The sequence below is a fragment of the Salinisphaera hydrothermalis C41B8 genome, from assembly GCF_000732535.1.
Lineage (GTDB): Bacteria > Pseudomonadota > Gammaproteobacteria > Nevskiales > Salinisphaeraceae > Salinisphaera > Salinisphaera hydrothermalis.
In genome coordinates this window covers 1-11,450 of sequence record NZ_APNK01000057.1, presented here as the reverse complement: position 1 = coordinate 11,450, position 11,450 = coordinate 1, and the positions used below count along the sequence as shown (strand labels likewise).

At 58.0% G+C, this 11,450-nt stretch carries 5 protein-coding genes and 6 pseudogenes; 8 read left to right on the top strand and 3 right to left on the bottom strand.

What is annotated here, in order from left to right; genetic code table 11:
• Positions 1–122 precede the first annotated feature (122 nt).
• Both C41B8_RS18550 and C41B8_RS20280 read right to left on the bottom strand, forming a co-directional pair.
• Positions 123–1,242: pseudogene (locus tag C41B8_RS18550) on the bottom strand (IS3 family transposase).
• A 52-nt stretch (positions 1,243–1,294) separates the two neighbouring features.
• Positions 1,295–2,043: pseudogene (locus tag C41B8_RS20280) on the bottom strand (IS3 family transposase); the annotation flags it as partial.
• Between the two features lie 327 nt (positions 2,044–2,370).
• Here C41B8_RS20280 and C41B8_RS18530 point away from each other — a divergent pair.
• The 6 genes and pseudogenes from C41B8_RS18530 to C41B8_RS18510 all read left to right on the top strand — a co-directional run.
• Complete coding sequence (locus C41B8_RS18530; protein WP_084189202.1) at positions 2,371–3,702, top strand: CaiB/BaiF CoA transferase family protein; 1,332 nt, start codon at positions 2,371–2,373, stop codon at positions 3,700–3,702.
• On the top strand, positions 3,696–4,766 hold the full coding sequence (locus tag C41B8_RS20275) for a CoA transferase (protein WP_084189201.1): 1,071 nt from the start codon (positions 3,696–3,698) through the stop codon (positions 4,764–4,766). Before C41B8_RS18530 ends, C41B8_RS20275 begins: the two co-directional genes overlap by 7 nt.
• A gap of 6 nt (positions 4,767–4,772) precedes the next feature.
• Positions 4,773–5,927 (top strand): thiolase C-terminal domain-containing protein, encoded by a 1,155-nt coding sequence (locus C41B8_RS20595; protein ID WP_037341631.1) that lies wholly within the window; start codon positions 4,773–4,775, stop codon positions 5,925–5,927.
• 30 nt (positions 5,928–5,957) lie between these two features.
• Positions 5,958–6,368 (top strand): Zn-ribbon domain-containing OB-fold protein, encoded by a 411-nt coding sequence (locus tag C41B8_RS20270; RefSeq protein ID WP_084189200.1) that lies wholly within the window; start codon positions 5,958–5,960, stop codon positions 6,366–6,368.
• A 253-nt stretch (positions 6,369–6,621) separates the two neighbouring features.
• Positions 6,622–6,885: pseudogene (locus C41B8_RS20265) on the top strand (transposase); the annotation flags it as partial.
• A gap of 376 nt (positions 6,886–7,261) precedes the next feature.
• Positions 7,262–7,792, top strand: a pseudogene (locus tag C41B8_RS18510) (transposase zinc-binding domain-containing protein); the annotation flags it as partial.
• A gap of 11 nt (positions 7,793–7,803) precedes the next feature.
• Here C41B8_RS18510 and C41B8_RS18505 read toward each other — a convergent pair.
• Positions 7,804–9,032 (bottom strand): IS3 family transposase gene (locus C41B8_RS18505; protein ID WP_156962592.1). Its coding sequence is split into 2 segments (ribosomal slippage): positions 7,804–8,708 and positions 8,708–9,032, totalling 1,230 coding nucleotides; the frame shifts between segments, so codons are not numbered across the junction.
• Between the two features lie 160 nt (positions 9,033–9,192).
• On the opposite strand from C41B8_RS18505, the pseudogene C41B8_RS18495 reads away from it, so the two are divergent.
• Positions 9,193–9,942, top strand: a pseudogene (locus C41B8_RS18495) (IS5 family transposase).
• Positions 9,943–9,974: 32 nt separating this feature from the next.
• Positions 9,975–11,015: pseudogene (locus C41B8_RS18490) on the top strand (transposase); the annotation flags it as partial.
• Positions 11,016–11,450 lie beyond the last annotated feature (435 nt).

Here is an 11,450-nt window from a genome sequence, read left to right as displayed (position 1 = left end):
GCACTGCCAATGCAACCGCGTCTATTGGCCGAGCGCATGACCGTCGCTTACCAAGCGGCGCTATCAACTGGACCCCAACCGTTGGACAGCCCGCAACGATTTCTAAGTGATGACCTGCCGGGTTAGGCCGCCTGCGGGAGCGGCTGTCTGTTGAAGTACACCTGATCGGGCGTGGCCCGATCAAGACTCTGGTGATGGCGCCTCGTGTTATAGAAGGCGAAGTAGTCGGCCAGACCGGCCCGCGCGTCGCGCCCGCTGTCATAGGCCTTCAGATAGACCTCTTCATACTTCACGCTACGCCAGAGCCGCTCGATAAAGACGTTGTCCATCCAGCGCCCGCGACCATCCATGCTGATGGCGATCTCATGGTCTTGGAGGACGCCGGTGAAGGCTGTGCCGGTGAACTGGCTGCCTTGATCCGTATTGAAAATCTCGGGTGGCCCATAGCGCGCCAGGGCGCGCTGTAGCGCATCGACGCAGAAGCTGTTGTCGAGCGTGTTCGAGACCTGCCAGGCCAGGACCTTGCGCGAGTACCAGTCCATGACGGCGACGAGATATAAAAAGCCTCGAGCCATCGGCAAGTACGTGATGTCGCTCGTCCAGACCTGATTCGGCCGGTCGATGGTGAGCCCGCGCAGGCGATACGGTGCCCGGGCGCCGGTTGTGACAAGCGCGGCTTCGGATACAGGGCCGTGATGCCCATCGTGCGCATCAGGCGCTGTATGCGCTTGCGATTGATCGCCAGGCCGTCTTCTTCGGCCAGTGCATCCGCGATGCGTCGGCTGCCCAGAAAAGGCCGCTCAAGATGCAGCGCGTCGATGCGCTGCAGCAGTGTGTGATCCGCGCCGGAGATCGATCGACGCCGATCATAGACGGTCGAACGGGCGACGCCGAGTATCGCGCATTGGCGTGTGACCGGAAGGTCATGGTCACGATCGATCATGGCCCGCCGCGCTTCGGGTCGAAGCGCGCGAGCCCGCGCTCCAAAAAATCGTTCTCCATCGACAACTCGCCGATCTTGGCGTGCAAGGCGTCGATCTGGGCCTGACTGTCCGAGGCCGACGGGCCCTTATCGAACGTGTCGGACGCGCCTTCGACCAGCTGGCGCTTCCACTGCGTAATCTGGTTCGGATGCACATCAAACTGCTGGGCCAGCTCAGCGAGCGTCCGATCGCCTTGAGCGGCAGCCAGTGCCACCTTGGCCTTGAAGGCCGATGAGTGAGTGCGGCGTTTGCGTCGCATAAATGCTCCTTGGCCATGTAAGGCCATTCTGGAGCAGATCTTCACTTAGGAGCTTGCTGAACAAATCGATCACGACACACAGATATAGCTTGCCTTCGCCGGTCATGACCTCCGTGATGTCGGTCACCCATTTCGTCTCGGGTTCCGACGCGGTGAAGTTGCGCTGTAGATGGTTACGGATACCGATGGGTCGAACGCTGGGCTTGGCCTTGCAACGATTTTTCTTTCGCGGCCAGCCCTGGATCTCGTTCGCGGCCATGACGCGTGCCACCCGATTCAGGCTTGCTGTCTCACCTTCGTCTGTTAGATCCTCATGCATACGCGGCGCGCCAAGCACGCCGCCACTGTCGTCGTGCAGCTCACGAATGCGGCCCAGCAGGCGACGATTGTCCGCCGCCTGCGCGCTCGGCTTGCGAGCCACCCAGGCGTAATAACCGCTGGGCGAGACCTTCAGGCAGCGACACATCAGACGGATAGTAAAGCGCGTGCGACAACGTTGGATCGTCTGATACCTCAGGACGACCCTTTGGCGAAGTACGTTGCCGCTTCGCGCAAAAAATCGCGCTCCTTGGTCACCCGTGACAGCTCGCGTTTGAGCCGCATCAGCTCCTGGTCTCGCGGCGTGCCGGCGCCTTGGAACGCCGTATCCTTACCGGTCTCGGCCTCGCGGCGCCACCGGGTCAGCAGGTTGGGGTTGATACCGATCTCGAGCGCGACCTGGCGGCAACTGACCCCCGGTTGGCGCGTCAGCACCACGGCTTCACGCTTGAACTCGGCGCTGTACTTCCTTCGCTTCGACATGAACACTCCTTCGGCTCAGTCTGAGCCTTCTTTGAAGCGTCCGAAAGAGCGGGGTAGAACCCAAACGCATCAAGCTGTGGCTTGATTTACCTGTTCGTGGGAGCTGGACCAGCCCAGTCTATCTCTATTTATACAGAGTCGCCGAGCTGACCCCAAGGCTGTGGAAAGGCCACTTCGCCGACAAGCCGATACGATCCGATATAGAGACCGCGTAGACAATAACGTCGGGGAATAGCCGTTACGTTGCAAACACCTTTTTAGACTTTAGGCGAACATTCAAATCTTGCATAATAAAAGCATGTATACTACAGATATCAAACAACCAATATGAGAACCATGCCATCGAAAAATACTGGCCCGCTTGAAGGCATTAAAGTGCTGGACTTTACCTGGAGTGTAGCCGGTCCCACCATGACTCGATACTTGGCAGGCTTGGGCGCTCGAGTTTTCAAAGTGGAATGGCCTAAGGGGCCTGATCCGATGCGATCGGTCATGTTCCGCTCCGATACTCAGAAGCGCACTTGGAACAACGATGCTTTCTTTGCCAACTTAAATATTGGTAAGGAATCCCTGACTATCAACGTCAAGGATCCATGCGGGCTCGATTTGATCAAGGATATGATCAAGCATGTTGATATCGTTAGCGAGTCTTTCTCCGCGTCTGTATTACAAGGCTGGGGACTTGATTACGAAACAATGCGCCAGATCAACCCTGCATTGGTTTACATATCTATTTCTGGTTTTGGCCATACCGGACCACACAAAGATAAGAATACCTGGGGGCCGACGGCGCAAGCCATGAGTGGTATGACCGCCGCGTCAGGGGTTCCCGGCCGCGACCCCGCCGGCTGGGGGTACTCCTACCTTGATGTATCAGCTGGTTATATGGGCGCGATCGGGGTGCTGGCGGCGGTGCGGCAAGCCATCAAGACCGGTGAAGGTTGCCATATCGACATGTCACAAGTAGAAACTGGCTTGGTGCTGGTCGGCCCTATGCTCACCGATTATTTAACCGACGGTAAGCGAACTCCAAGTAGTTATCCCAATGGCAATCGTTCTCTAGATGCAAAGGGTCAGGACGCAGGCTATCGCGGGGATACCGCTCCGTTGAGCAACATCTATCCCACCGCCGGCGGCGGCAAGGATGACTGGGTGGCAATGACTGTGACGCAAAATGGGCAATGGCAAAAGCTATGCTCATTGGTGGCTGACCTGCAAGACTACGCTAGATTAGATGTTCGTGAGATCACCTCGCGCTTGTGCGAAATTGAAGGCATGCTCAAGAAGCACTTTGCAAATCGGGATAAATACACGGCCGCGGACGAATTGACAAATGCCGGCATTCCAGCGGCCCCCGTGCAAAGCGGCAAGGATCGGGTCGAGCGCGATCCGCAATTGAAACACCGGGGTCTGATTGCTCAGGCAGATCATCCACAACTGGGTAAGCATGGCATTCAGGATTTGCCTTACCGCTTTTTAGATGATGGCCCGGATTGGCAGTTCACCTCTATTTTTCCCATCTTAGGTGGAAATACTCGTGCTATTTTGCATGACATATTAGGAAAGGATGATGCGGAATTGGAAATGCTGGCACAGGAAGATGTTTTCTGGCCCGAAGGCATACCCCATGAAGTACATATCGAGAAGTCAAAATGGTGAATCGGAACAACTGCGCCTATAACGGCCTCCGAGTGGCTTGGGTCGGCGATCAATTTAGTAGTTTTCTCGCACGTATTCTGCATGACCTGGGCGCGGATGTCGTTCAAGTGACAGATGATGTCGAAACCACAACCTCTGATCGTTATGTTCGGCACTATCAGGTTGCCATTCCCTGTTACAAAAGTAAGGACTTGCGTGGTGATCTTCGAGACAAGGATCTCATCATCAACGCCTGCCGGGAAGGCGAAGGGTGGCCAGTATTAAATCTGAAAGCCATGCAAACGCTGCAGGCCGATAACCCACGTCAGATCATCTGTACTATTACGCCTTATGGCATGACCGGCCCTTGGGCCGGTCGACCTGCCTCAGATTTAACGCTGTTGGCCGCGGGCGGATTTCTAGGATCCTGCGGCTATGATGATGGTAAAGCAGCGGGGCTACCCATCGGCTGCTCGGGCGGTCAATCCAACCACATCGCTGGTATGGTGGCAGCCATTGCTGTCCAGGCCGCCTTGAAACAACTCGAGAATAGCCCGCAGGCAGCTGGCAGACGGCTGGACATATCGGTACAGCATGCTTTGTCGGTGTCGACTGAAATGTCCATTCCCTACTGGGATTACACTCACGCCGATGCGCTACGTCATACGGGGCGTCACGCCATGCCACGCGAAACACCACGCTGGCAGCATCAGGCAGCTGATGGTCAATACTTTTTGGCGCTCCCACTGTATATCGATGACAAACGCTTTGCCATGATCAAGCAATGGCTGGATGATGAAGGTATTCCGCATAATCTGGAAGATGAGAAATTCCAGAATGCTGACAGTCGTGAAGAACATATGTTTGAAATCGTAGATATCTTCCGTGATTTGGTCGAGACCCATAATACAGGCTGGTTGTTTACCGAAAGCCAACGACGGCGTATGCCCTGGGCGCCTATTAACAGAGCTGATCAGTGCATTGAGGATAGTCACTTTGCACGGTATCGGCAGACAGTTGAAGAAATCGGTAGCGTCCGACGGGCTCGGCTGCCATTTCTGATTACTTCTGCCGCAGAGGTCTGACACGACATGAGCAAGCTTTCGGCACAAATTATCGGCGTAGGCCAAACACCCTACACAAGGGGTACCCAACGTAGTGAACGAGATCAAATTCTGGATGCGGCTATCGCTGCTTGCTACGATGCCGAGGTTGATACCCAATCCATCGACGGTTTGGTCATGGCTTGGAAGGATTCGCCATCGAACGAGGACCTGATCAAGACGCTGGGCATCCGAGATCTGCGTTATCATGCGCATCTCCATATTGGTGGTGCTTCCGCCTGTGCTGGGATTGCCCAGGCAGCGATGGCTGTTTCCCTGGGGATGGCCAGTAGAGTATTGGTAACTCTTGGTTGGAATGCCTACTCGGCCACAACCCGGCTAAGTTCTGGCGACCAAGAGGACTCGGCCATCCCTATTCCGGGCAAGGAAATTCGCCGTAACATTGAGCATCCGCTGGGCGTTTATGCGCCGATGCAGTGGTATAGTTTTCACGCCAACCGTTGGTTTTATCAGTATCAACCCGATCCCGCAGGCATGAAAACGGTAGCTTTGACCACCCGTAGGCATGCCAATCTCAATTCGGCGGCCTATTTCTATGATAAACCACTGACCGAAGTGGACTATGATGCCGCCCGATATGTGGTCGAGCCTTTCCGACTTTTCGATATTTGCCTGGAAACCGACGGCGCGGCTGCAGTACTAGTGAGTCAAGGCAATAATGCGCGTCGCGGCGTGCAAATTCTAAGTGCCACGGAAGGTCATGCAGACTACCCCGATGACATCATGGGTCGCCGGGACATCCTGAATATGGGTATCACCAAGTGCGGACCACGGGCACTGAAAGAAGCGGGTATCCGACATGACGAACTGGATTTTGCGCAGATTTATGATTGCTTCACGTTCATCGTGCTGCGCCAACTGGAGGAACTGGGCTTCTGTCGGCGTGGCGAAGCGCCAGATTTTGTCGCCAACGGTCGCATCGACCTGGACGGCGACCTGCCTTTGAACACGCATGGCGGCTTGCTCTCCGAGGCCCACGTTGCCGGTATGAACCATATCGTTGAAGCTGTGCGCCAACTGCGCGGCGAAGCCGACCAGCGCCAAGTTCGTGATGCCAAGCTGGGTCTCGTGACCGGCTACGGCGACTATGGTGATGGCTCTGTCGTGGTGTTGGGTCGCTAAGTTTTAGAATCAGTTTTTCAGGAGTTTAAAATGTCTGACCAATTAGATTTTCCGGTACCTAAAGACCCTGATGAGCACACCTATAAGGGCTTCTTTGATGGACTGCAAAAGAAGATCTTGCGGGCACGTCAGTGCTGCAGTTGCGGACAATGGCAATGGCCACCCCACAGGTTCTGCTCCCAATGCCAATCCACCGAATTCGACTGGCATGACATACCTCACCGAGGCATCGTGTATAGCTATACGGTCATGCATCGTGCCTTCCGCGATTACTTTGCCGATAAGTTGCCGTATGGTGTCGTGATTGTGGAGGCTGGTCCGGTTCACATTTCAGGTCGCTTCATTGGAAATCCGGCAAGCCTTGCCTGTGGAATGCCAGTCGGCATCGCCTGGGATGACTTGGCTACAAAAGGCGCCAGTCCGGCATGGCAAGCAGTATAGACTTTCTTGATTATGTAGTGCGCCGTGCAAAGGCACGGTCTCTGTGGGGTCCATCTGGCAAACTGTTGCTCCAGCCGGTAGCAATCGGAGCGATTGTGACGAAGCGTTTCATGGGCGCGAGGCCGGTGGCCTCGGCTAACGTACACCAAGCGTCCAAGCGCTGTGCCATTGACCTTCTCCCTGAAAAGCGTAGCGATCAGAAGTAGAGAATTCGGGCCATTTCGATCACGCTGAGAGGCGGAGGAAATGGACCATGAAGAAGTCGAAAACACGGACGAACAGATCGCGTTCGCGGTCAAACAGACGGAGACCGGTACGCGCGCCGAAGAGGTCTGTCGGAAGATGGGCATCTCGCAGGCCACGCTGTACAACTGGAAGAAGAAATACGGCGGGCTGAGCGTGAGCGAAGTGCGCCGACTCAAGCAGCTCGAGGAAGAGAACGGCCGGCTGAAGAAGCTCGTCGCCGACCTGAGCCTGGACAAGGAGATGCTCCAGGAGGTGCTGCGAAAAGCCCTGAAGGCAGCCCGACGGCGTGAACTGGCCTATGGCCTGATCCAGGCCTACAAGGTGAGTACGCGGCGCGCTTCGGCGATCCTGCTGCTGTCCAGTTCGTCGTCCTTTACAAGGCGCACCCGAGAGACGATCGCGCTACACCGAAGATCTGGTCTCAGAGGCCGAACACGCGCGGTTCATTGAGGCGGTCAACGGCATGGACACCCTCTCGGGCGAGGAGCTGGCAACCATCAATCTGATTGCGGATGCCGGCCGGCTCGAGGCGCCGGATACACGCGGGATTTACTAAGCGCCGTTGACAGACAGCGGCGGTTCGCCCGCCGAACTGTTCTGGCCGGGGCATGACAGAATAGATGTACAGATGTACAGTCTACTAAACCATGCCTCGCACCACGTCCCAGTGCCGCACGGCGAGTTTCGGCCAGGTTTCCCGTGACGCCCCAGCACGAGCGAGGACAGTCCGTGGTGCGAGCCCGGCGGCTCAGGCAAGTGCACCCCACTACCAGCGCCACTGCCCAGAGCAAACGCTGCTCTACCGGATTGTCGAGGAACACTACCCCGCATTCGTGGCACAGATGGCCTGCGAGGGCCGGCCGCTGCCGTACTACGTGCAGCGGGAATTTGACGAATTCCTGCGCTGCGGTCGGCTGGAGCACGGTTTCTTGCGCGTACGTTGCGATGACTGTCACGCCGAGCGCCTGGTGGCGTTTAGCTGCAAGCGCCGGGGGTTTTGCCCCAGTTGCGGGGCTCGGCGCATGGCCGAGGCTGCGGCGTGGCTGGTGGACGAGGTCTTTCCGGAACAGCCGGTCCGACAGTGGGTCCTGAGTTTCCCGTATCCGCTGCGTTTCCTGTTCGCCAACAAGCCCGAGGTGATGACCCGTGTGCTGGCCATCGTCTACCGCGCCATCGCCTGGAGTTGCCCCTATAAAACCGGACACGCGTTCTCACTTGCCTGAGCCTGTCTAAATTCCCGCGGCGAGCGCATTTTCAGCGCCTTGTGCGGGTGCGTGTTGTTGTAGTCGTCGAACCAGCCCGGCAGCTGACGCATTACGGCTTCAGCATCCGGCCGCGGGTTGATCGCAACGTAGTCGCGCTTGAACGTCTTCACGAACGCCTCGGCCATGCCGTTGCTCTGCGGGCTGGCGATCGGGGTGCGTTTCACGTCGAGACCGAGCGTCCTGCCGAAGCTTCGAGTCGCACCCGCTGTATAGCAGCTGCCATTATCGGTCAGCCATTCGATCGGCTCAGGCACGCGTTCGGCGTTGCCAAAGCGCGATTCCACGGCTTGCAGCATCAGATCCTGCACCATGGCGGCATCGATGCCGCGAGTCGTAGCCACCCAGCTCATGGCTTCCCGATCGCAGCAGTCCTGGGCAAAGGCGACCCGTACCCGCTGGCCGTTGTCGCAGGCGATCTCGAAGCCGTCCGAGCACCAGCGACGATTGCTGGTCTCGACGGCAACGCGGCCGTCGTGGGCCCGGTCGGGACGCTTGGCCGTGTGACGGACCAATAGCAGCTGATGATCACGCATGACGCGATAGACGGCCTTGTGATTGGCTGGCGATCGACCCGCTTGACGGCGCTTCCGATTAACGCGTGCCGCGACGCGCCGGTAGCCGTTGGTCGGTCGATCAGCGATAACGGCATGCAGGTCGGCCAACAGCGTCGTGTCATCCGGCACGCGTCGACGCCGCCCGTCGACCCAGCTCTGAGAACGACCGAGCTGTGCGACCACGTTCGAGCGAGCCACCTGTAGTGTCTGACACACGGCACTCACCGCGTATCGTCGTCGCCGGGCAAGGGCGCACGCGAGATGTACTTTTTTCGTCGGCCCACCTCCACGGCCTCTTTCAGGATCTCGTTCTCCAGCGTCTTCTTTCCGAGCAGGCGCTGCAGTTCTCGCACTTGCTTCTCGAGTGCCGAGAACTCGCTGGCCGGCACCACGGCATCGCCCGACCCGACTGACGTCAAAGCGCCTTCTCGATAGAGCTTGCGCCAACGGAACAGCTGGTTGGCGGCCACGCCGTTGCGTCGAGCAACCAGCGATACGGTCATGCCGGGCTCGTAGGTCTGCTCGACCATCGCCACCTTCTCGGTCACAGACCAGCGGCGCCGGCGCTCCGGCCCCAGCAATTCACTCCCACCACCCATCGCACTAGTCCTATCCACAGTCATATGCCTACCTCGTATTTAAGCACTGATCTGTGTCCGGCGTTCTAGGGCGTGTTGAGGTTTCGCCATAAGCGATTGAAATGAAATGGCGAACTCGCATTGTTGCGGTATTCGACCCCCGCTTCAAAACGAGTTCACCATGGCCCGCCAGATGCTCTCAGAAAAGCTCTGGGCGAAGCTCAGACAGATACTGCTGGCTGAGTCGATTTACGACAAGCCACGATTGCGGCAAACAGTCGAGGGCATGCTCTACCGTATGCGGGTCGGATGCCCATGGCGCGATCTACCGCAGGCCTTCGGGCCGTGGACTACGATTTATCAGCGTTTTCGAGCCTGGGCAGCCAGTGGCAAGTGGTGGCGTATCTTCCATGCGTGCATCGTCGATCCCGATCTCGAATGGGCGTTTATGGATGGCAGCTATGCCAAGGCCCACCAGCACAGTGCCGGGGCTAGCGGCGGTCAGCCGCAGGCGATCGGCCCCAGTCGCGCCGGGCGCACGACCAAGATTCACGTGGCCGTGGATGCCTACGGCTTGCCGATCACCTTCGAGATCACGGGCGGTCAGATCAACGATTGCTCGATCGGGCCGCGCCTGGTCGACGCGATACCTCGCGTTGACATCATGATCGCTGATAAAGGCTATGACAGTCGTCAGGTCCGAGCAGCGATCCAGACTTGATCCAGTCGGCCGGTCATTCCGCGCCGGCGTCATTCCAAGCGAGCCAATCCAGGCTTCGATAGCGGTTTGTACCGGTATCGACATCTCGTCGAGAATGCGTTTGGACGGCTCAAACAGTACCGTGCGATCGCTTGTCGCTTCGATAAATTAAAGGCGCACTACGAAGCGGTCGTCGCCATGGCATGTGCGCTGCTCTGGCTGCCCATGTGATGAAACCTCAACACGCCCTAGGGGGCTACTCCATCGCCACACACTTGGTCAGAAAAGCCGGCTTCACTTGCGATCGCGCCCACACGGGCGCTGTGACGCTGATCCAGCGTTTTGGCAGCGCGCTGAATCTGAATCTTCATTTCCACATGTTGTTTCTGGACGGGGTGTATGTCGAGTGTCCCGATGGCCGGGTTCGCTTTCGCTGGGTCAAGGCGCCGCTAAGTAGGGAGCTAACCGACTTGGCCGATACCATCGCCTGCCGGGTCGGGCGCTACCTGGAGCGCCAGGGACTATTGGAGCGTGATGCCGAGAATAGCTGGCTGGCAGGCCAAGACCTGGATGATGACCCCATGAACAGCTTGCTGGGGCACTCGATCACCTACCGGATCGCGGTGGGCCCCAATGCCGGCCGCAAGGTGATGACGCTACAAACCCTGCCGGCGGACGATCCCCCGTTTGGTGAAGAGGCTGGGAAGGTCGGCGGCTTCTCCCTGCACGCAGGTGTATCGGCTCGAGCCGACCAACGCAACAAACTGGAGCGACTATGCCGCTACATAAGTCGCCCCGCGGTCTCGGAAAAACGCTTGGCCGTGACGAACAACGGCCTCGTGCGCTACCAACTCAAGACGCCGTACCGCGATGGAACAACGCACGTCTTTTTCGAGCCGCTGGATTTCCTGGCCCGATTGGCCGCGCTGGTGCCGCGGCCACGGGTCAATCTCACCCGATTCCACGGGGTGTTCGCTCCGAATAGTCAATGGCGAGCCAAGGTGACACCGGCACACCGGGGCAAGGGCAGTCCGAGCCGCCGCGCCAGCCCCGAGGGCAAAACGCCCGGGCAACGGCGTGCCGCCATGAGCTGGGCACAGCGTCTCAAGCGGGTCTTCGATATCGACATCGAAACCTGCGAGGCCTGCGGCGGTGCGGTGCGGATCATCGCCGCCATCGAGGATCCCGTCGTGATTCGCTCGATTCTCGATCATCTGGAGAAAAAAGGCGCCGGAGCCCATGCCTACCACCGTCCACCGGCACGCGCTCCGCCGGCGCCCGTGCTGCATCGGAAACCTGGCTGAACTCAAAGCTAAGCGTTTGGCGGCGCTAAGGGCCGAATCGCGCCAACGCCGGGCTCAGCGCGTTGGCCAACCCTCGATGCACCGATTCAGCCTGCCAGGCAGCCGCAGGCATGCCCCAAAACCGCAAAACGAGCAGACAAAGCCGGCGCGAATGGACCTCTCGCCTACGTCGGAATAGGATCAACTACTCGGGATAGGGCGTTTATACTTCCTATACTCCTAAGCAGCCGCGCCAGCAATCTCGATAGGCGATTTGACATGGAATGAATCCCTGTTCAATTCTATGCGCATATATTGAACATTGATTCAATTCTTCGTTGTCGTTAGTTCCGGGAGAAGGCAATGACCATAGATGAACAATTCGAGATCGGTCAGCAGGCACTCAAGGCCCAGGCATTCAGCCAGCTCGTCGGCGCCGAACTTACCGCTTTTGAT

What these genes read in the sequence shown, in the direction of transcription:
- C41B8_RS18530 (WP_084189202.1), top strand. Translation starts at nt 2,371, where the DNA reads ATGAGAACCATGCCATCGAAAAATACTGGCCCGCTTGAAGGCATTAAA.
- C41B8_RS20595 (WP_037341631.1), top strand. Translation starts at nt 4,773, where the DNA reads ATGAGCAAGCTTTCGGCACAAATTATCGGCGTAGGCCAAACACCCTAC.
- C41B8_RS20275 (WP_084189201.1), top strand. Translation starts at nt 3,696, where the DNA reads ATGGTGAATCGGAACAACTGCGCCTATAACGGCCTCCGAGTGGCTTGG.
- C41B8_RS20270 (WP_084189200.1), top strand. Translation starts at nt 5,958, where the DNA reads ATGTCTGACCAATTAGATTTTCCGGTACCTAAAGACCCTGATGAGCAC.